This is a genomic window from Amycolatopsis sp. NPDC003865, assembly GCF_053605345.1.
In genome coordinates this window covers 52,639-74,151 of record NZ_JBSGJA010000012.1, presented here as the reverse complement: position 1 = coordinate 74,151, position 21,513 = coordinate 52,639, and the positions used below count along the sequence as shown (strand labels likewise).

The window sequence follows — 21,513 nt, the reverse complement described above, 5'->3', positions numbered from 1 at the left end:
CCGTGCTCACTGCTCCCGCGCCGGGGCCTGCACCACCGCGAGCACCGCCTCGAAGCCCGGTGGGTTCATCGGCGGCAGGCGCGCGTCGAGCCGGCTCAGCAGGTTCTCCCGTTCCTCGCACAGCCGCGCCGCCCGGGCCTCGTCGCCGTCCGAGAGCGCGATGCCCGCCAGCCCTTCCAGGCACCACGACAGGTACATCGGGTTGCCGATCCGCCCGAACAGCCCGCGGCTCTCCGCGAACAGCTCCCGGGCCCGCTCGATCCGGCCGTCCGCCAGCTCGACGTGGCCCAGCTGGGTCGTCGACATCGCGGTCGCCCACAGGTCCTCGTACCGGCGGGCCGAGGCGAGCGCGACCTCGCTCGTCTCGCGGGCCGCCGCGAGGTCGCCCGTCAGCATCGCCAGGTGGCCCAGGTGCGCGAGCAGCTGGTCGGCCGTGTGGTCGTCGCCGCGGTCGCGGTTGAGGCGCTCGGACTCCCACAGGGCTTCGCCCGCTTCCTCGTAGCGGCCCATCAGCTGGGCGTTCGTGCCCAGCCCGCGCAGTGCCTCCGCCACCCGGCTGCGGTCGCCGATCGACCGGGCGACCGAGACCCCCTCCCGGCCGAGCTCCCGCGCCTGCTCGTGGAGCCCCGCGTGCATCGCCTGCCACGCCAGCAGAGTCAGCGCGTCGGCGAGCTCGCGGTCCGAGCCGGCCGCCCGCGTTTCCGCCAGGCCGCGTTCGGCCAGCTCGATCGCCTCGCCGGTGTGGCCGGTGAAGAACCGCGCGTACGCCGTCCCGATCAGCGCGGCGGCCCGCCCCGCCCCGTCGCCGGCGGCCTCGGCCAGCGCCAGCGCCTCTTCGTGGTCGGCGAGGGCGTCGGCGTAGCGGTCGACCAGCCTCGCGAACACGCCCCGGGTGTTGAGCGCCGTCACCAGCCCGGTCCCGCTTCGCCGGGCGAGGCCGACGAGCTGCTCGCACCACGCCGCCGCCTCCTCGAACGCCGAGATGCCGGTCGCCATCCGCGCCGCGCGGGCCAGCGCCGGGAGCCGGTCCGGTGCGTCGCCGGGCAGGGCGAACACCGCGGTCGCCGCGCGCACGCCTTCGTGCAGCAGGCCGTGGTCGGTCCAGAAACCCGACAGCGCCAGCCACAGGCGGAACGCGGCGGCCGCGTCCCGGCGCGCGACGGCCCGGTCGAGCGCCGCGCGCAGATTGTCCTTTTCGGCCTCGGCCGCCGCGGGCGCCAGGCTCGCGAAGAACTCGATGTGCCGGGTCACGGCGGAGTCTTCCTCACCGCGGTCCCGCAGCCGCTCGAGCCCGTACTCCCGGATCGTCTCGAGCATGCCGAGGCGCCCGTCCGGCCCGGTGGTGACGAGGCTGGCGTCGACGAGCTCGGTGAGCGTGTCCAGGTCGTCGACCGCGGCCAGCGGGCACCCGCCGGCGAACACCGACAGCGTCCGGAACAGCGCCTGCGCCGCCGGCGACAGGAGCTGGTAGCTCCAGCCGATCGCGTCCCGCATGGTGCGCTGCCGGTCGGGCAGGTCGCGCGGCCCGCCGACCAGCATCGGCAGCCGGTGCTCGAGCCGTTCGAGCAGGACGCCCGGCGGCAGCACCCGGGTCCGCGCCGCGGCGAGCTCGATCGCCAGTGGCAGGCCTTCCAGCCGGCGGCAGATCCGCGCCACCGTCTCGTCCGCTTCGAGGGACACGCCCGCGGCGGTGGCGCGCTCGGTGAACAACCGCACGGCCGGGGCGTCCGGCCGGCCCGCCTCCAGCGGGGCGATGCGGTAGTCGCGCTCGGCGCGCACGCGCAGGGGCACCCGGCTGGTGACGAGGACCGTCACCCCCGGGCACGCGCCGAGCAGGGCGACCACGTCGGCGCCGGCGTCGACGAGGTGCTCGAAGTTGTCGAGCAGCAGGATCGCCCGCTTGTCGCGGAACGCGGCGGCCAGGCGCTCGGCGACCGGGAGCGGGCCGCGTTCGTCCAGCCCGGCCTCGTGCGCGATCGCGGGGACGACCTGCCCGGGATCGCGCAGGGGTGAGAGATCGGCGAAGAGTGCGGCGTCCGGGTAGCGCGGGCGAACGGTTTCGAAGACCTCCAGCGCGAGGCGCGTCTTGCCGACGCCGCCGGGACCGGTGAGCGTCAGCAGCCGCGTCTCGCCGCGCTCCAGCAGTTCGACGAGCGCGGCGGCCACCCCGGCGCGGCCGATCAGCGGCGGCAGCAGCCGCGGTGGCCCGGGCGCGGGCGACGGCGGCGGTCCGGCCGGGCGCGCGGCGGCCAGCAGCGCGGCGCGGTCCGCCTCGGCCGGCGCCAGGGCGTCGGCGAGCAGCCGCACGGTGTCGAGGCGCGGGAGCCGGCGGGGATCGCGTTCGAGGTCGCTGACGGCGCGCGGGCTCACCCCGGCGCGCTCGGCGAGCGCCTCCTGGGTCAGGCCGGCGGCCAGGCGCAGCCGCTTGAGCAGGGCGGAAAAGCTCACGGCCTTGAATCGTCGGGGAGACGGCGAATGTGTCAAGCCGACGGTGAGCGAACGTCGTGGTGCCGTCCGCGCGCCGGCGCGAGGCTGGCCGCATGACACCCGACGAGATCCGGGCGCGGGCCCGCAGAATCACCGAAGAGCTGTTCAACCAGGGCGACCTCGCGGTCATCGACGAGCTCGTCGACCCCGCCTGCGTCCAGTACCTGGCGGTCGAGGACCGCACGACCGGCGTCGCCGAGCTGGCGGAGTTCGTCGTGGAGATCCGGCGGGCGTTCCCCGACCTGCGCGCGCACACCGAGCAGCAGGTCGTCGACGGCGACACGCTGGCCCAGCGGCTCACCGTCACCGGCACGCACAGCGGCGCGGCGTTCGCCGGGCTGCCCCCGGCCACCGGGGCCCGGCTGCGGGTGAACGTCGTCGACATCTACCGCGTCGGCCCGGCGGGCCGGTTCACCCAGCGGTGGACGCTCTGGGACGAGCACACCTTCCGCCTCCAGCTGGGGCTGGCGTCGTAACCGCGTCGCGGCGCGATTCAGCCGGCGACCGTGGCGTCCGGCTGGTTCGCGCGGCGCAACGCCTCCGCCACGAACCCGTTCGCCTTCAGCTCTTCGACCAGCTCGCTCAGGAACGCCACCGTCGCCGGAGCGCGGTCCGGCGACGTGCCGACGGCCTGCCGGATCTGCATGAACCGCTCCGGCAGCACCCGCGTCCCGGGGTGCGCGGCGGCGTAGGCGGTCATCGGCTGCCGGATCCCGGCGGCCACCTCGAGGCCCTGCTCCTCGAACACGTCGACGCCGTCCGTACCGCGCACGACCGTCGCGTGCTGGAGAGTGCGGGTCAGGAACAGGTCGTAGGCCGATCCCTGCTTCACGCCGACCCGGACCCCCGGCCGGTCGACGTCCGCGGGCGAAGCGAACGCGGACGCTTCGGGAACGACGTACACGCCTTCGATGACGACGTACGGCGCGGTGAAGGCCACCGAAGCCGCGCGCGCCGGCTCGATCGCCAGGAAACACAGGTCGGCCGCGCCCGAGGTCAGCGCCTCGAACGACTTGCGGGCCGCGTCGAAGCACACGAACTGCACCGGCACGTCCAGCCGCGCGGCCACTTCACGCGCGATGTCGACGGTGACGCCGCCGGGGGAATCGGGCGTGCCGTGCGCGAGCACGGGGTTGCCCAGGTTGACGGCGGCGCGCAGCACCCCGGTGGGCGCGAGATCGGCGGCAAGGTCTCCCATGACCGGCGAGGGTAGCGGCGGGGGCCGCCGGGGGAAGGGCGAATGTTGCTCACGCCACCGGCGGCTCGTCCGCCGTCGTCAGCGCGAAGGCCGTCTCCTGGTGGTAGACCTCGCCCGGCCGGAGCACCGTGCTGGGGAAGTCCGGCCGGTTCGGCGAGTCCGGGAAGTGCTGCGCCTCCAGCGCGAGCCCCGAGAAGGGGTCGCCCAGGTGGCCGCCCGAATAGAACTGCAGGCCGGGCTCGGTCGTCCACATCGTGAGCAGCCGCCCGGACGACGGCTCCCAGACGCGGGCGGCGAACGGCGCACCGTCGTCGAGCACCCAGTTGTGGTCGTAGCCGTGCCCGATCGCCAGCTGGGGGTCGGGCTCGCCGAGGCGGGCGCCGATCGCCGTCGCGCGGCGGAAGTCGAACGGCGTCCCGGCGACCGGCGCCGGGTCGCCCACCGGGACCAGGTCCTCGTCGACCGCGCAGTAGCGGCTCGCGGCGATCTCGACGGCGTGGTCGTGCACCGTTCCGGCGCCGGCCAGGTTCCAGTAGGTGTGGTTGGTCAGGTTGACGACCGTCGGCGCGTCGGTGGTCGCCCGGTAGGTGATGCGCAGCCGGTCGTCGAGGCGGTAGGTCACCTCGGTGCTGAGCCGGCCGGGGTAGCCCTGGTCGCCGTCCGGGCTGACCAGCGTGAGCCGCAGCCCGTCCGGCACCGGGGCGGCGGCCCACACCCGCGTGTCGAACCCGGCGGGGCCGCCGTGCAGGCTGTTCTTCCCGTCGTTCACCGGGACCCGGTGGAGGACCCCGTCGAGGGCGAACGCGCCGCCGGCGATCCGGTTGGCGTAGCGGCCGATCAGCGCGCCCAGGAACACCCGCGGGGCACCCGGCCGGTTGTTCGCGACGTAGCCGTCGAGATCGGGGTGGCCGAGCACGACGTCCGCCGGGCGCCCCGACCGGTCCGGCGCTTCGAGCGACTGGACGACGCCGCCGTAGTCCAGCACGCGGACGGTGATCCCGGCCCGGGAGAGGGTGTACCGGTGGACGTCGGTGCCGCCGGCCCGGCCGAAGAACTCCCGCGTGAGTTCGGTGCGCGTCATCGAGGGCCCTCCCCATTGTTAGCGTTAACAGCATGCGGGAGGAGGTGCCGCACGGTCAAGGGTCACCGCTCGCCCGGCGGCTGCGTGCCCAGCAGCTGGTGCGCTCGCAGCGTCATCTGGATCTCCAGCCGCTGCGCCGGATCCGCCAGCCGGTCGCCGAAGAGGTCGCTCAGCTGGCTCACGCGGTAGCGGACGGTCTGCGGGTGCACGCCCAGCGCCTGCGCGATGTCCGGCGTGTTCCCGTTGTGCTCCAACCAGCTCAGCAGCGTCTCGGCGAGCCGGACCTGCTGCTTCACCGTCAGGCTCGCGAACGGTTCCAGGGTCTTCGCCGACAGCTGGTCGAGCAGGAACCGGTCCGCCAGCAGCCAGTGCGTCGCCAGGTGGTCGGCCGTGTGCGTGACGGCCCGGTCGCCGACCAGGCCGTGGCGCACCAGGTCGAGCGTGCGCCGGGCCCAGAGCGCCGACGTCGCCGCGTCGGCCGGCCGGACCCGGGGGCCCACCGCCGCGCGCCAGCCCGGCAGCCGGCCTTCGAGATCGCGCAGGTCGCGGTCCGGGTTCGGGGTCAGCAGGCAGGGTTCGGTGCCTTCGAGGTCGAGCAGGACGTCGTCGGCGACCTGCGGTGCCGGTGCCAGGTGCTGCTCGTCGCGCGGGTCGAGCGCGACGACGGTGACCCGATCGGGCATGGGCCACTTCGCGGCCTTCGCCATCGTGGACAGGGTGGCCGGTGACGACGGCGGGGTGGCGAGGAGGAGTTCGAGCAGCCGGCGCCTTCGCCGTTCGAGCGTGCCGGTCGCCATCGCCTGCGCCAGGGTGTAACCCTCGACCGAGTACGACGAAATCTCGTCCACGTACGCGAAGATCGCTTCCGCGCCGACGCACAGGACGGCCGCCGGGAAGCGGTGGGCCTGGCCCAGCTCCGCGATGTACCGCCACGCCGCGCGCCCGCCGGCGCGGTAGGCGGCCTGCAGCGAGTTCAGGCTGCCGCCGTCGTGGTGGACGCGTTTCCCGACCTCCCGGAACAACTTCGGCCAATTGTCCTCAGTGGACGCGACGGCGTCGATGCTGTCGATGCAGCTGAGCACGGCCTGCTCGATCGCCAGCACGATCATCTTCCCGAACTCGCCTTCGAGGGGCTTGGCGTACTCGGGGACGGCCCGCTGGATCTCCTCGAGGATCCGCCGGGACAGCGGGTCGGCGTGCGGCCGGAACCGCCGCGCGAGCTCGGTGGGCAGCGAGCACCACAGCTGCCGGGCGCGGCCGGTGCCGCGGGGGTGCGGGACGGTGATCGTCCGGGTCATGGGCACCCCTTTCCGCGTCGGCGCGGACGCCATGTACTCACACGGAAACGCCGGTTGGCAACCGTCTTCCGCGCGTCCGGACCGGGTTCTGTCACGCGGGGACCAAGGGCCGCGAGCGGATTTGTCACCCGTCCGACAAACGGCGGAACACTCACCGGCACCAGGGTTTCCGGAATGGGATTTGTGAGCTCGGGCCGTATCTTCGCGAGCCATTTCGTTGTTAGCGTGATCAACCATGCGCGCGGGGAGAACGGGATGACGACGGTCGTTTCCTGGTGTTTCCGCCACGCCGTCGTGGTCGTCGCGCTGTGGCTGGCGGCGCTGGCCGGGCTCGGGTTCGCGGTGCTGCACGCGGGCGGCGCGGCGTTCCGCGACACGGTCGACCTGCCCGCCGCGGACAGCACCGCGGCGGCGAAGCTGCTGCACCGCACCGGTGCCGAGGAAAGCGTCGTCGTCCGGGCGCCGGACGGCCCGGTCGACCGCGGCGCGGGCCGCGTGGACCTCGAGGCACTCGCCGGCCGCCTGGCGTCGCTGCCGCACGTCGTGGCCGTCAGCCCGCCGCCCGGCCGGGTTTCGCCCGACGGCCGGACCGCGGTGCTGACCGTCCGGTTCGACGCGCCGGCCGCCACCCTCGGGCCGGGCCCGGCCGAGGCGCTCGCCGACGTCGTCCGCGACGCCCGCGGCCTCACCGCCGGCGCGGCGGGGGAGCTCGCCGCGCAGACCGCGGCTCCGCCCGACCTGGGCAACGCCGGGATCGGCCTGCTCGCCGCCGCCCTCGTGCTGTTCGTGACGTTCCGGTCCCTGCCCTGCGTCCTGCTCCCGGTCCTCACCGCTTCGGTGTCGGTCGGCTGCGCGCTCGCCGCCGTCACGCTGCTGTCGCACGTCCTGACCGTGCCGGCGATCAGCACCGAGATCGCCGCGCTGCTGGGCCTCGGTGTCGGCGTGGACTACGCGCTGTTCGTGCTGACCCGCTACCGGCAGGGACGCCAGGACGGCGCGGACCCGGCGGCGGCGCTGGCCGTCGCGGCGGCGACGTCGGGCCGCAGCGTCGTGTTCGCCGGCGTCACCGTCTGCGTCTCGCTGACCGGGATGCTGACCGTCGGCCTGCCGTTCCTCGACGGGATCGCCGTCGCCGCCGCGGTTTCGGTGCTGCTCACCGCCTCGGCCGCGCTGACCCTGCTGCCCGCGTTGCTGCGCCCGGTGGCCCCGCGGATGCGCGTCCCCGTAGCGGGCGGCGGGCGCCGCTGGGCCCGGCTCGCGCGGTCGGTGACCCGGCGGCCGGGTCCGTCCACGCTCGCCGCGCTGCTGGTCGTGGCCGTCCTCGCGCTGCCGGTGACCGGACTGCGGCTCGGCGTCCCGGACGCCGCCCTCGACCCGCCCGGCAGCATCACGCGCACGGCCGCGGAGCTGCTGCACGACGGGTTCGGCCCGGGCGCGGGCGCTCCGCTGCTGGTGGTCGGCACGGGGGACGCTTCGCCCGGCACCCTGCGCGAGGCGCTGCTCGCCCGCACCGAAACCGGGCCGCCCACGCCGCTGCCGGGGGGCGGCTGGCTGCTCACGGCCACACCGCGCACCGCGCCCGACGACCCGGCCACCACCGAGCTGCTGAGCTGGGCACGGGCGATGGCCACCACCGTCGGCGGCCCGGACACGCACGTCGGCGGGCCCGTCGCCGCCAGGGCCGACTTCTCCGCGGCCGTCACCGCGCGGCTGCCGCTGTTCCTCCTCAGCGTCGTCGGCCTCTCGGTCCTGCTGCTGGCCTGGGTGTTCCGCAGCGTGGTGATCCCGCTGACGGCGGCGGTGCTGAACCTGCTGACCGCGGCCGCGACGACCGGGGCGGTCGTGTTCGCCTTCGGCGCGCCGATCGAGCCGTACCTGCCGGTGTTCCTGTTCGCCGGGCTGTTCGGGCTGTCGATGGACTACGAGGTCTTCCTCATCGCGCGCGTGCAGGAAGCGTGGCGGCGCCGGGGCGACACCCGGGCCGCGGTCGTCGACGGCGTCGCGGCCACCGGCCGGACCATCACCGCGGCCGCGCTGATCATGGCGCTGGTGTTCGTGGCGTTCGCCTTCGTGGACGCCCGCGTCGTGCGGGAAGCCGGCGTGGGACTGACGGTCGCGGTGCTCCTCGACGCGGTCGTCGTCCGGTGCGTGCTGGTCCCGGCGGTGATGGCGGGGTTCGGCGAGGCCAACTGGTGGTTCCCGCGCCGCCGGCCGGCTCGCCTCGCGCGCGAGCTGGTGGGGAGCGGGCGATGACGCGGCGGACCCTGGTGCTGATCGCGCTCGGCGCGTTCGTCACGACCTTGGACAACACGATCGTCGCGGCCGGCGCGCCGTCGATCGCCCGTGACCTCGCCCTGGACCTCGGTGAGCTGCAGTGGGTCGCGCTCGGCTACATGCTCCCGTTCGCCGGGCTGCTGCTGGTGGCGGGCACGGCGATCGACCGCTGGGGCCGTCGTCCGGCCCTGCTCGCCGGGCTGCTCGCGTTCGGGACCGGCGCGGCCGCCGGCGGGCTGGCGGCGTCGGCCGGGCTGCTGGTCGCGGCCCGGGTGCTGCAGGGCGCGGCCGCCGCGTTCCTGGTCCCGGGCCTGCTGAGCCTGCTGCGGACCAACCTGGACGCGCGGGGCCGGACGCTCGGCGCCGCCGTCTGGACGGCGTGCCTGGCCGCCGCGCTCGCGCTGGGCCCGGCGCTCGGCGGCCTGCTGAGCGCCTGCCTCGGCTGGGGCTGGATCTTCTTCGTCAACCTCCCGTTCGTGGCGGCGATGCTCGTCCTGGTGCCGGGGACGGTTCCGCGGGGCCGGGACCCGGACGCCCCGAGGCCGGCCGCCGGGGCGCTGACCGTCGTGACGGCGAGCCTGGTGCTGCTCACCGCGGCGCTCGTCGAACTCGGCGAGCACCCGCGGACCGCGATCGCGTTGCTGGCCGCCGGAATCGCGCTGGGTGCGGGGTTCGTGCTTCGCGAACGGCGGACGCCGGCCCGGCTGGTGCCGGCCGAGCTGACCGGCAACCGCGTGTTCGCCGGCTCGCTGGCCGTGCAGGTGCTGTGGGGCCTCGGGATCTCGGGCATCGTCTTCTTCACCCCGTTGCTGCACCAGGACTTCCTCGGCCTCGACCCGGTGCGGGCCGGGCTGCCGCTGGCACTGGTCGCGGTCGCGGTGGTGGCCGCGACCCCGCTGGTCCCGACGGCGCTCGCCCGGCACGGTCCACAGCGGACGGTCGCCGCCGGGCTCGGCGTGGTCGCGGCCGGGCTGCTCGCGCTCGCCGCGGTGAACCACCTCCCGGCGGTGCTCCCGCGGATACCGGGGCTGGTGCTGGTCGGGGCCGGCTCGGCGTTCACGACTCCGCTGACCTCGCACGCGCTGGACGTCGTGGCCGAACGGCAGGCGGGTCTGGCGTCCGGGCTGCTCACGGCGTCCCGCGAGCTTTCGAGCGCGGTGGGGGTCGCGCTGATCGGAGCGGTCTTGACGGTAGTGCGCGCGCTGCGGCTCGGCGCCGGTGCGGCGCCGGGATCGGCGCTGGCCGCGGGCTACACGGCGGGTCTGCTCGCCGCGGCCGGGGCGACGCTCGCCGGCGCAGTGCTGGCCGTGCGCGTGTCCCGGCACCGCCGCGCCGGGACCTCGTCGCCGCGTGACAAACGCGCGGTGCCGTAATCCGCGTGCCGGTGAGTGTCGCAATTCCCTTGATTGACAACCGTCCGGGCGCGGCTATTCACTGCGCCGGTAAACGCTCTCTGCGAGGTGCCATGGAAACCATTTCCCCGCCGGTTCCCGTCACCGGGGCCGAATCGACGGCCTCACTGGCGACCCTGCTCGGCCGGTGGGCGCGGGTGCTCGGCGACGAGGTCGCGCTGACCCACCTGGACCACCGCGGCGGCGCGGACGGCCGGGCGGTCACGCTCACCTGGCGCGAGCTCGACGAGCGCGTCGGCACGGTCGCCGCGCGGCTGAGCGAAATCGCGGCGCCGGGCGACCGGGCGGCGGTGCTGGCGCGGCAGTCGGCCGACTACGTCGTCGCGTTCCTCGGCGCGATCCGGGCCGGGCTGATCGCCGTGCCGCTGTTCGCGCCCGGCCTGCCCGGCCACGCGGGCCGGCTGGCGGCCGCGCTCGCCGACTGCGCTCCGGGTGTCGTGCTCACCACGACCGCCGACCTCGACGAGGTCCACGGCTTCCTCGGCGGGGCGCCGGACGTCGTCGCCGTCGACGCGCTCGCCCCGGCCGGACCGCGGGAGTGGCCGGCACCCGACCCCGACGCGACGGCGTACCTGCAGTACACCTCGGGTTCCACCCGCACGCCCGCCGGTGTCGTGCTGACGCACCGCAACGTGCTCGCCAACTCGCGTCAGGCGTGCACCGCCTACGGCGCGGAAAGCCGGACCACCTCGACGGTCAGCTGGCTCCCGCTCTTCCACGACATGGGCCTGATCCTCGGCATCGGCGCGCCGATGACCGGCGGCCTCGCCTCGGTGCTGATGGACCCGCCGGCGTTCCTCGAACGGCCGTCGCGCTGGCTGCGCGCCCTCTCGGCCAGCCCGGGCGCGATCAGTGCCGCGCCGAACTTCGCCTACGCCTACTGCGCTTCCCGCGTGTCCGAAGCGGAAAAGAGCTACCTGGACCTGAGCCGGGTCGTCTCGCTGATCAACGGCAGCGAACCGGTGCTGCCGGCCACGATCGCGAAGTTCCAGGACGCCTTCGCCGGGTGCGGGCTGCGGCCGGAGGTCCACCGGTCCTCCTACGGCCTGGCCGAGGCCACCGTGCTGGTTTCCGTTACCGACGCCGGAAAACCGGCCCGGCAGGTCACGTTCGACCGCGACCGCCTCGCCGCCGGGTTCGCGGTGCCCGCCGCGGCCGGGTCGACCCTCGTCTCGTGCGGGCGCCCGGCCGGGCAGCGGGTGCGGATCGTCGACCCGCTGACCGGCGAACCGGCCGCGCCGGGTGAGGTCGGCGAGATCCGGGTCAGCGGCCCGAACGTCGGCCGGGGCTACTGGGGGCGGGCCGCGTCGTCGGCGGCCTTCGGCCTGCCGCCGCTGGACCCGGACACCGGCGAGGGCTGGCTGGCGACCGGCGACCTCGGAGTCGTCTTCGAAGGCGAGCTGTACGTCACCGGCCGGCTGAAGGACCTGGTCGTCGTCGACGGGCGCAACCACTACCCGCAGGACATCGAGCAGACGGCCGAGGAGCACGCGGGCGTCCGGCCGCACTCGGCCGCGGCCTTCGCGGTCGGTACCGACCACGGGGAAGCCGCGGTCGTCGTGCTGGAACGCGCCAAGGACGCCACGGTCGACGTCACCGGACTCGCGGCCGCGGTGCGGGCGGCGGTGTCGGCCGGGCACGGGCTGGGCCTGCGTGACGTGGTGGTCCTGCCGCCCGGTACGGTGCCGCGCACCTCCAGCGGCAAGATCAGCCGGGCGCGCTGCCGGAAGTCCTACCTGGACGGTGCGCTGACCGGACGGCGGCTCGGATGACCACGCCCGGCGCGGTGCGCGCGTGGCTGCTCGCCCGGCTCGGTCCGGTGGACCCCGGCCGGCCGCTGCACGAAACGGGACTGTCCTCACGGGACGCGGCGGCCCTCGCGGCCGAGCTCGGCGAGTTCGTCGGGCGCCCGCTCGACGTCACCCTCGTCTGGCGGTACCCGACGGTCGACGCGCTCGCCGGGTATCTGTCCACAGGGGATTCTCCTGAGGTTTCCCGGACTGCGCAGGGGGAAGAGGAACCGATCGCGGTCGTCGGCCTCGGCTGCCGCCTGCCGGGCGGGATCGGCTCGCCGGAGGTGTTCTGGCGGTTCCTCGCCGCCGGTGGTGACGCCGTCGGCGACGTCCCGGAAGGCCGCTGGGAGACGTTCGCGCCGGCCGCTGACCTCGAGGGACTGCCGGTGCGGGGCGGGTTCCTCGACGACGTCGCCGGGTTCGACGCGGAGTTCTTCGGCATCACACCCGGCGAGGCCGAGGCGATGGACCCGCAGCAGCGGCTCCTCCTGGAGGTCGCCTGGGCCGCGCTGGAGCACGCCGGGATCCCGCCGTCGGGGCTGCGCGGCAGCCGGACCGGGGTGTTCGTCGGGTTGTCGGCGACCGAATACGGCTCGCTGACGATGACCGACGTCGCGGGCGTCGACGTCTGGTCGGGCACGGGCGCCGCGGCGAGCATCGCGGCCAACCGGCTGTCGTACCTGCTCGACCTGCGCGGGCCGAGCATGACGCTGGACACGGCGTGCTCGTCGTCGCTGGTCGCGGTGCACCAGGCGATGCAGAGCCTGCGCCGCGGCGAGAGCGAGATCGCGCTGGCGGCCGGGGTGAACGTGCTGCTGGCACCGGGGATCACCGCGGGCTTCCACCGCGCCGGGGTACTGGCCGCGGACGGCCGCTGCAAGCCGTTCGACGCGGCCGCCGACGGCATCGTTCGCGGCGAGGGGTGCGGGGTCGTCGTGCTGAAGCCGCTGCGGGCGGCCCGCGGCGACCGGATCCTGGCGGTGCTGCGCGGCAGCGCGGTCAACTCCGACGGCCGGTCCAACGGCTTGACGGCCCCGAACCCCCTGGCGCAGGCGGACCTGTTGCGCGCGGCCTACGCCTCGGCCGGCGTCGATCCGTCCGCTGTGGACTACGTGGAGGCGCACGGCACGGGCACGCCGCTGGGCGACCCGCTGGAGGCCGGCGCGCTGTCGGCGGTGCTCGGGCGCCCGGCCGATCGCCCGTTGCTGCTGGGATCGGTGAAGGGCAACCTGGGGCACCTGGAAGGGGCCGCGGGCATCGCGGGGCTGCTGAAGGTGGTGCTGGCGATGACCCACCGGCGGTTGCCGCCGAGCCTGGGTTTCCGTGAGCCGAACCCGCACATCGACTTCACCGGCTTGCGGGTGGTGACCTCGCCGGCGGACTGGCCGCGCTACTCGGGCACGGCCCGCGCGGGGGTGTCGGCGTTCGGGTTCGGCGGGACGAACGCGCACGTGGTGGTCGAAGAATGGCCGGCGGCCGCGTTCCCGGTGCGGGTGCCCCCGGAGGCGGCGGGACCGGCGGTGTTCGCGTTGTCGGCCCGGTCGGGCGAGGTGCTGCGAGCGCGGGCGGAGGAGCTGGCGGAGTGGCTTGACGGTGCCCCGGAAGTCCCGTTGGGTGCGGTGGCCTCGACGCTGGCGCACGGCCGGGAACACCTGCCGGTCCGAGGGGCGGTGGTGGGGGAGAGCCGCGCCGAGGTGGTGGCCGGGCTGCGCGAGCTGGCCGCGGGCCGCGGCTTGCTGGGGAAGCCCGCCGCCGGCGCGGGCGATCCCGTCTTCGTCTTCTCCGGCTACGGCTCGCAATGGGACGGCATGGGCCGCGCGTTCCTGCGGACCGAACCCGCCTTCCGCACGGAGGTCGAAGCGCTCGACCCCGCTTTCCTCGCCGAAGCCGGTTCGAGCCTGACCGACCTCCTTGAGCGCGAACCCGGCGACCTCGCCACCACCCAGCTGGTCCTCTTCGGCATGCACCTCGCCCTCGCGGGCCTCTGGCGCGCCCACGGCGTCACACCGGCCGCGGTCGTCGGGCACTCCATGGGTGAGGTCGCCGCCGCCGTCGTCGCCGGGGCGCTCGAGCCCGCCGACGGCCTGCGCGTCATGGCCACCCGCGCGCGCCTGCTCGCCGAACTCGACCGCGGCGGCGCCGGTGCCATGGCGCTGGTCGAGCTTTCCCCGCACGAACTCGCCGAGTTCCCCGACGTCACCGTCGCCGTCTACGCCTCGCCCACCCAGTGCACCGTCAGCGGGGCCGCCGACCAGATCGACGCCCTCGTCGGGTACGCCGAAAACCTGGGCAGGCTCGCCCGGCGGCTGCCCGTCGGCGGGGCCGGGCACTCCGCCGCCGTGGACGCCGTGCTCGGCCGGTTCCGCGCCGGGCTGGGCGAACTCCGGCCGCGCGAGCCCGAAATCCCCTGCTACACCACAGTGTCGCAAGATCCCCGGGAAACTCCGGTGTTCGACGTCGAATACTGGGCCGCGAACCTCCGCCGTCCGGTGCGGTTCAGCCAAGCCCTGACCGCCGCGGCCGAAGACGGCCACACCGTCTTCGTCGAAGTCTCCCCGCACCCCATCGCCCTCGCCGCCGTGGAACAGACCACCGGCGCGCCGGCGCTGCCTTCGGCAAGCCGGAAGATCGGTGAACGGACCGCCTTCCTCACCACCCTCGCCCGGCTGCACGTCGACGGCCGCCCCGGCGCCCTGGCCGCCCGTCCCCGGACGGCGGGCGTCGACCTGCCCGGCCCGGTCTGGCGCCACCGGCGGTTCTGGCCGAAGCGCCGGGCCCGGGCGCACGGCGGCCACCCGCTGCTGGGCGTCCACATCGGACACCCCGGCGGCGACCTGTGGCGCGGGGACGTCGGCACCGAAGCGCTGCCGTGGCTGGCCGACCACACCGTGCGGGGGAAGCCGGTGTTCCCCGCGACCGGGTTCCTCGAACTCGCGCTCGCCGCCGCCCGGGGCGGCCGGGTCCGCGACCTCGAACTCCGCGAAGTCCTCGAACTCGGCGAGCACACCGAGGTGACGACCAGCGTCACCGGTGGCGAGTTCGGCGTCCACGTCGAAACCCCCGGCGGGTGGACCCGCCACGCCACCGCCCGCCTCGAGCCCGGCGGCAGCCCGTCGGCGCCGTTCGGCGAGGTCACCGGCGAGCCACTGGACCTCTACCGCGTCCTGGCCGAGCTGGGCCAGGACTACGGCCCGGCCTTCCGCGGCCTCCGGAACGTCGTGGCCGCCGGCGGGAAAGCCTCCGCCTCGATCACCCCGCCCGGCGCCGATCACCCCGCCTACCGCCTGCACCCCGCGCTCGCCGACGCCTGCCTGCACGCGCTCGCCGCGGCCGTCGGGGACGCCGACGCGCTCTACCTGCCCCTGACGATCGGCGAGGTGGTGCTGGCCGGGGACCCCCGCCGCGGGGTGCGCGTGGACGCCGTCCTCACCTCGCGGGACGCCTCCGGCGACGGGCTGCTCGGCAGCGTCCAGCTCGTCGACGCCGACGACGGCGTCCTCGTGGAGTTCCGGGACGTCTACTGCCGCCGCTTCCGCGACGCGGCGCTGGACCGGCTGCTGTACGAGGCCGCCTGGCAGCAGGTGGACTTGCCCGCCGCGCCGGAGCGGGCGCACCGCTGGATCGAGCTCTCCGAAGACGCCGCCCCGCTCGAGGACCGGCTCGGGACGAACCCGACCGCGGTGCTCGTCCACCTCGGCGGCACGGACCACCCCGATCCCGGGTACGCCGAGGCCGTCGTCGGAAGGCTGTCCGAAATCGTCGCCGAGCTGGCCGGACTGCCGACGCCACCGCGGTTGTGGCTGGTCACATCGGGGGCGCAGAGCGTCGAACCGGGGGAGCGCGGCGACCCCGGCCCGGCCGCCCTGCGCGGGTTCGTCCGCGTCCTCGCCTTCGAGCACCCCGAACTGCGCGTCAGCGCGGTCGACTTCGACGCCGGACCGGATCCGGCCCGGCTGTGGGTCGGGCAGCTGCGCGACGAAGTCCGTGCGGACGGCCCCGACGACGAAGTCGCCTGGCGCGAAGGTGTCCGGTACGTGCGGCGGCTGGTCCGCCCCGAGCCGGGCGACCCGGTGCGCGAACCGGTCCGCGACGGCGCCTACATCATCACCGGCGGGCTCGGCGGCCTCGGCCTGGTCGCGGCGAAGTGGCTGGCCGAGCGCGGCGCGACCCGGGTGGTGCTCAACAGCCGCCGCTCCGGCCCCGCGCCGGACCTGGGGATCGACGTCCGCGTCGTGGCCGGCGACATCGCCGCGCCCGGCACGGCCGAGGCGCTGGTCGCCGCGGCCGTCGACGGCGGCGTGCCGCTGCGCGGGGTGCTGCACGCCGCCGGCGTCCTCGCCGACGGCGCCGCGATCGGCCTGGACCCGGCCGCGCTCGAGGCCGTCTGGCGGCCGAAGGCGCTCGGCGCCTGGCGGCTGCACGAGGCCACCGTCGGGCACGACCTCGACTGGTGGCTCGTGTACTCCTCGGCCGCCGCGCTGTTCGGCTCGCCCGGCCAGGCCGCGTACGCCACCGCCAACGCGTGGGCCGACGCCCTGGTCGCCTGGCGGCGGGCCCAGGGCCTCCCGGCGGCGACGATCGGGTGGGGCGCCTGGGGCGACGTCGGTGCCGCGGCCGGGTCGCGCAACCCGGTGCTCGAACCGCTCGGCACCGGGGAAGCGCTGTCCGCGCTGGACTCCGTTCTCGCGCGCGACCGCCAGGCGACCGGCATCGCCCGCCTCGACGCCGAAACGGTGCTGGACCTGTTCCCGCGCCTGGCCGAGCGGCCGTTCTTCGGGCTGTTCGCGCCGCGCACCGAACCGTCCACTTGGGACGGGCTCGACGCGCTCAGGGAGGCGTCGCCGGAAACCGCCCGGCAGGCGATCGCCGACCACCTGGCCGGGCTCGTCGCGGGTGTCCTGGGCTACCCCGACGTCGAACGGGACGTGCCGCTCACCCGCCTCGGCCTCGACTCGCTGTCGGCGATGCGCGCCCGGGGCGCGGTGGAACGCGACTTCGGCCTGCCGCTGCCGATCCCGCTGCTCCTGCGCGGCGCCAGCCTGGCCGGCCTCGCCGCACACCTCGCCGAGCAGGCCGGCTTCGGACCGGTGAAAGCCGCGCCGGTCACCGCCGGGCCGCGCGATCCCGCCGAGCGGTGGGTCGCCCGCCACTGGCGGGCCGAGCTGGGCGGCCCGGAACCCGGCGTGCACGACGACTTCTTCGTCGTGGGCGGGGATCCCGAACGCGCGCGGCGGCTGCGCGCGGTGTTCGCGGAGCAGCTGGGCGCGGTGCCCCCGGTGGAGCGGCTGTTCGCCACCCCGACCGTCGCCGGCATCGCCGACCTGCTGCGCGCCGAGCTCGAAGGCCACGGCGGCGGCCCGGTGCGGCTGCTGCGCGACGGCGTCGCCGAGCCGCTGTTCCTGTTCCACCCGGCCGGCGGCCCGACCAGCGTGTACCGCGAGCTCGTCCGGTTGCTGCCGGAGGGGCACCCGGTCTACGGGCTGGAACGGATCGACGACGAGGACACCGTCGAGGCCAAGGCCGCCTGCTACGCCGAGCTGATCCGCGAGATCCAGCCGCGGGGCCCGTACCGGCTGGGCGGCTGGTCGTTCGGCGGCTGCCTCGCCTACGAGACGGCGCGGCGGCTGGACGGGCCGGTGGACCTCGTGGTCCTGATCGACTCGATCCTGCCGTTGCCCGCGGCGGGGAATCCGGCGGACCTCCTGCTGGACCGCTTCGACCGGTTCGCCGAGCACGTGTCGCGGACCTACGGCGTCCCGTTCGCGGTCCCGCGCGCCGAACTGGCCACTTTGGACGAAGACGCGCAGATTCGCTGGGTCGTGCAGCGCCTCGCCGAACAGGTGCCGGACCTCGGCGCCGGCGTCTTGCGGCACCAGTACGAGTCCTATGTGGACGCACGGGTGGCCGAACGCTACACGCCGACGCCGTACGACGGCCGGGTCCTGCTGCTGCGCGCCCGGGAGCCCCATCCGCTGACGACCACTCTGGACCCCCGGTACCTGCGCACGGACGACACCCTGGGCTGGGACGAGTACTGCGCGGACCTCGACGTCGTCCGGGTGCCGGGCGACCACGTCTCGATGATCGACCCGCCGCACGTGGCGGCGGTGGCCGCGGCGCTCGCGGCCCGGCTCGGAGCAGGGGTGCGGTGATGGACGAACTCACGCCGACCACGGCGTTCCGGATCGCCGACCTCGCGGCGCGCCAGGACGAAGCCGTCCGGATCGCCGAGAAGCGGGCCGTCGACCGCCAGCACGCCAAGGGCAAGCTCACCGCGCGGGAACGGATCGGGCTGCTGCTCGACCCGGGCTCGTTCGTCGAGCTGGACCAGTTCGCGCGTCACCGGTGCGCGGAGTTCGGCATGGACGCCAACCGGCCCTACGGCGACGGCGTCGTCACCGGGCACGGGACGGTCGACGGCAGGCAGGTCTGCGTCTTCTCCCAGGACTTCACCGTCTTCGGCGGCAGCATGGGCGAGGTCTCCGGCGAGAAGGTCCTCAAGGTGATGGACCTGGCGCTGTCGCTCGGCTGCCCGGTCGTCGGGATCAACGACTCCGGCGGCGCGCGCATCCAGGAAGGCGTCGTTTCGCTGGCCTACTACGCCGAGCTGGGGCGGCGCACCGCCCACGCCTCCGGGGTCGTCCCGCAGATCTCGATGATCATGGGTCCGTGCGCGGGCGGGGCGGTCTACGCGCCGGCGATCACCGACTTCACCGTGATGGTCGACGAAACCTCGCACATGTTCGTCACCGGCCCGGACGTCGTGCACGCCGTGACGGGCGAGCGCGTCACCGCACAGGAGCTGGGCGGCGCGGCGGTGCAGAGCGAGGTCGCCGGCAACGCCCACCACCGGGCCGCCGACGAGCGGGACGCGATCGAGTGGGTGCAGACGCTGCTCGGCTACCTGCCCGCGAACAACCTCGACCCCGCCCCGGAGTACGCCGACGACACCAGCCCCGTCGTCACGCCCGCCGACCTGGAACTCGACCGGCTGGTGCCCGACTCGCCGAACCAGACCTACGACATGGCCGAGCTGATCGCCGCGCTGGTCGACGACGGCGAGTTCTCGGAAGTCCACAGCGCCTTCGCCCCCAACATGATCTGCGCGTTCGCCCGCGTCCAGGGCCGGACGGTCGGCGTCGTCGCCAACCAGCCGCGGCACCAGGCGGGAGTCCTCGACATCGACGCGTCGGAGAAGGCCGCGCGGTTCGTGCGCTTCTGCGACGCCTTCTCGATCCCGCTGCTCACCCTCGCCGACGTGCCCGGCTACCTGCCCGGCAGCGACCAGGAACGCGGCGGCGTCATCCGCCGCGGCGCCAAGCTGATCTACGCCTACTCCGAAGCCACCGTGCCGAAGGTGACGGTCGTGGTCCGCAAGGCCTACGGCGGCGGCTACGCGGTGATGGGCTCCAAGCACCTCGGCGCCGATGTCGCCCTCGCCTGGCCGACCGCGGAAATCGCCGTGATGGGCGCGGAAGGGGCGGTGCAGGTGCTCTACCGCCGCGAGCTGGCCGGGCTCCCGCCGGAACGCCGGGCCGCGGCGCGGAGACGGCTCACCGAGGAGTACCGCAAGCGCCACACCGGCCCGTACCTGGCCGCCGAACGCGGCTACGTCGACCAGGTCGTCACGCCGTCGCAGACCCGGCTGCAGGTCGCGCGTGCCCTGCGGACCCTGCGGACCAAACGGCAGACCCTGCCGGCCAAGAAGCACGGAAACATCCCCCTGTGAAGGAGACTTCGATGAGAGCCACCCTGCTGATGCTGGCCGTCGTGGTCCTGGTCGCGAGCGGCGTCACCGCCGCCCGGGCGAGCACTGCCGTGGCCGACGACGGCGCGAAGGTCGTCCAGGAGACCTGGCTGGACGCCCGGACGGTGGATCTGAAGATCGATTCCCCGGCGCTGGGCACCACCGGGATGGTCCGGCTGATCGTGCCGTCCGGCTGGGCCGCGCAGCCCTCGCGCACCTGGCCGGTGCTGTTCCTGCTGCACGGCTGCTGCGAGCCGGTCGACTACCGGTCGTGGGACCAGTTCACCGACGTCAAGGCGTTCACCGCGACCAAGGACGCCCTCGTCGTGATGCCGAGCGACGGGCCGGCCGGGATGTACACGAAGTGGTGGAACTTCGGGCTGTCGGCCAAACCCGACTGGGACACGTTCCACACCGCCGAAGTCCGCCAGATCGTCGAACGCGGCTACCACGGTGGCACCCGCCGGGCGGTTGCCGGGTTGTCGATCGGCGGCTACGGCGCGATGGCGTACGCCTTCCAGCACAAGGGGATGTTCGCCGCGGCGGCGTCGTACTCCGGCGTGCCGAACACGCTCTACCCGGGCATCCCGGTCTGGATCATCGGCATCCTCGCCCGCGCCGGGATCTTCAACTACCTCAACCTGTGGGGCGACTCCTTCGGGATGCAGCCGATCTGGTCGTCGCACAACCCCTACGACCACGTCCAGGACCTGCGCGGCACGGCGCTCTACGTCTCCTGCGGCAACGGGCAGACCGGGCCGCTCGACCCGCCCGGGCAGTCCGATGTGCTCGAACCGTCGGCGTTGCTGTCGTCGCAGAGCTTCACCGACAAGCTGCGGCAGAACGGCATCCCGGCGACGGTCGACTACTACGGGCCGGGCACGCACAGCTGGCCGTACTGGCAGCGGGCCCTGCACACCTCGTGGCCGGTCCTGGCCGGCGCGCTCGGCCTCCCCGCCTGAGCCTTCCTTTGAACGATAGAGCCCTTTCCCCGATGGAGGTTGTGGTGAAGTCTGTCCCCGTGCGACGAGTGCTGTCCGCGCTCCTGGGCGTCTCCCTGGCGGCGCTGGGGGTCGTGGCCGCGAGCCCGCCCGCCGGTGCCGTCGCGGCGCCGATCCTGCCCGGCCCGTTCGACGACTCGTTCTACACCCCGCCGTCGCCGCTGCCGGCCGGCAAACCCGGTGACGTCCTGCGCTGGCGCCCGACGGTGCCGCTGCTGAACGCCGCCAACGCCGACGCCTGGCAGGTCATGTACCTCTCGACCAACGCCCGCGGCCTGCCGGACGCGGTCACCGGGACGATCCTGGTGCCGAAGGGCAAGGACCCGGCGCGGGCGCCGATCGTCGGCTACGCGGTCGGCACGCAGGGCCCGGCGTTCAAGTGCACCGCGTCCAAGGCGATGGAGCGCGGCACGCTGTACGACCAGCCGGCCATCAACGACTCGCTCTCGAGCGGGTTCGCCGTCGCGGTGACCGACTACGAGGGCTATTCGCCGACGACCACGCCGACCTACATCACCGGCCAGTCCGAGGGACCCGCCGTGATCGACTCGGTGCGGGCGGCGCAGAACCTGCCGGCCGCCAAGCTGGCCAAGACCGCGAAGGTGATCTTCCAGGGGTACTCCCAAGGCGGCGGCGGATCGATGTGGGCGGGGGAGAAGACGCCCGCCTACGCGCCGGAGCTGAACGTCGTCGGCGTCGTCGCGGGCGGCGTGCCGGCCGACCTGACCGAGGTCGCGAAAGGACTCGACGGGTACATCGGCTTCGGGTTCCTCGCGTTCGCCGCGGTCGGGCTCGACGCCGCGTACCCCGAGCTGAAGCTCGATTCCTTCCTCAACGACACCGGGCGGCAGCAGCTCAACGACGCCAAGAAGAACGCGTGCGTCGCGGAACTGCTGCTGAACTATTCGTTCAAGAAGATCAGCGACTACACGACCTCGAACCCGCTGGGCACGCCGCAGTGGCAGGCGCGGCTGGCGCAGAACAAGCTGGGTGCGAACCCGCCGCGGGTGCCGGTGTTCCAGTACCACGCGAGCACCGACGAGATCGTCAACACCCCGCAGGCCGACGCTCTGCACCGGGCGTACTGCGCGGCCGGGGTCCGGGAACAGTGGCAGACCTACCTCTCCGACCACGCCACCGGAATCCTGGCCGGGAACGGGGACGCCCACCAGTGGATCGTCAAGCGGTTCGCCGGTGAGCAGGCCCCGTCCAACTGCTGAGC

General features: G+C 74.6%; 12 protein-coding genes. 8 read left to right on the top strand and 4 right to left on the bottom strand.

Features of this window, described 5'->3' with window-relative positions; translation table 11 throughout:
* Positions 1–6 precede the first annotated feature (6 nt).
* Positions 7–2,448: an ATP-binding protein gene (locus ACWEVP_RS27010; protein ID WP_452065346.1), complete on the bottom strand. Its 2,442-nt coding sequence runs from the start codon at positions 2,446–2,448 to the stop codon at positions 7–9.
* A gap of 92 nt (positions 2,449–2,540) precedes the next feature.
* Here ACWEVP_RS27010 and ACWEVP_RS27005 point away from each other — a divergent pair, with 92 nt between their 5' ends.
* Positions 2,541–2,963, top strand: coding sequence for an ester cyclase (locus tag ACWEVP_RS27005; protein ID WP_452065345.1), 423 nt, complete (start codon positions 2,541–2,543; stop codon positions 2,961–2,963).
* A gap of 17 nt (positions 2,964–2,980) precedes the next feature.
* Here the strand turns inward: ACWEVP_RS27005 and ACWEVP_RS27000 are convergent, their stop codons facing one another.
* The 3 genes from ACWEVP_RS27000 to ACWEVP_RS26990 all read right to left on the bottom strand — a co-directional run bounded on the left by ACWEVP_RS27000 (position 2,981) and on the right by ACWEVP_RS26990 (position 6,064).
* Positions 2,981–3,685, bottom strand: a complete 705-nt coding sequence (locus ACWEVP_RS27000) for a transporter substrate-binding domain-containing protein (RefSeq protein WP_452065344.1) — start codon at positions 3,683–3,685, stop codon at positions 2,981–2,983.
* A 49-nt stretch (positions 3,686–3,734) separates the two neighbouring features.
* Entirely contained in the window at positions 3,735–4,766 is a 1,032-nt protein-coding gene (locus ACWEVP_RS26995; RefSeq protein ID WP_452065343.1) for an aldose epimerase family protein, read from the bottom strand.
* A 62-nt stretch (positions 4,767–4,828) separates the two neighbouring features.
* A complete protein-coding gene (locus tag ACWEVP_RS26990; protein ID WP_452065342.1) occupies positions 4,829–6,064 on the bottom strand; it encodes a PucR family transcriptional regulator in 1,236 nt (411 codons plus the stop codon).
* A 255-nt stretch (positions 6,065–6,319) separates the two neighbouring features.
* On the opposite strand from ACWEVP_RS26990, the gene ACWEVP_RS26985 reads away from it, so the two are divergent.
* The 7 genes from ACWEVP_RS26985 to ACWEVP_RS26955 all read left to right on the top strand — a co-directional run bounded on the left by ACWEVP_RS26985 (position 6,320) and on the right by ACWEVP_RS26955 (position 21,511).
* Positions 6,320–8,317 carry an MMPL family transporter gene (locus ACWEVP_RS26985; protein WP_452065341.1) on the top strand — a complete coding sequence of 666 codons (1,998 nt, stop codon included), beginning with the start codon at positions 6,320–6,322 and terminating at the stop codon, positions 8,315–8,317.
* Positions 8,314–9,711 (top strand): MFS transporter, encoded by a 1,398-nt coding sequence (locus ACWEVP_RS26980; protein ID WP_452065340.1) that lies wholly within the window; start codon positions 8,314–8,316, stop codon positions 9,709–9,711. Before ACWEVP_RS26985 ends, ACWEVP_RS26980 begins: the two co-directional genes overlap by 4 nt.
* 92 nt (positions 9,712–9,803) lie before the next feature.
* Positions 9,804–11,522, top strand: a complete 1,719-nt coding sequence (locus tag ACWEVP_RS26975) for a fatty acyl-AMP ligase (protein ID WP_452065339.1) — start codon at positions 9,804–9,806, stop codon at positions 11,520–11,522.
* Positions 11,519–17,695, top strand: coding sequence for a beta-ketoacyl synthase N-terminal-like domain-containing protein (locus tag ACWEVP_RS26970; RefSeq protein WP_452065338.1), 6,177 nt, complete (start codon positions 11,519–11,521; stop codon positions 17,693–17,695). The genes ACWEVP_RS26975 and ACWEVP_RS26970 overlap by 4 nt, the downstream gene beginning before the upstream one ends.
* Entirely contained in the window at positions 17,695–19,272 is a 1,578-nt protein-coding gene (locus ACWEVP_RS26965; RefSeq protein ID WP_452065337.1) for an acyl-CoA carboxylase subunit beta, read from the top strand. Before ACWEVP_RS26970 ends, ACWEVP_RS26965 begins: the two co-directional genes overlap by 1 nt.
* A gap of 11 nt (positions 19,273–19,283) precedes the next feature.
* Positions 19,284–20,252 (top strand): alpha/beta hydrolase, encoded by a 969-nt coding sequence (locus ACWEVP_RS26960; protein ID WP_452065336.1) that lies wholly within the window; start codon positions 19,284–19,286, stop codon positions 20,250–20,252.
* A 44-nt stretch (positions 20,253–20,296) separates the two neighbouring features.
* A complete protein-coding gene (locus tag ACWEVP_RS26955; protein WP_452065335.1) occupies positions 20,297–21,511 on the top strand; it encodes a lipase family protein in 1,215 nt (404 codons plus the stop codon).
* Positions 21,512–21,513 lie beyond the last annotated feature (2 nt).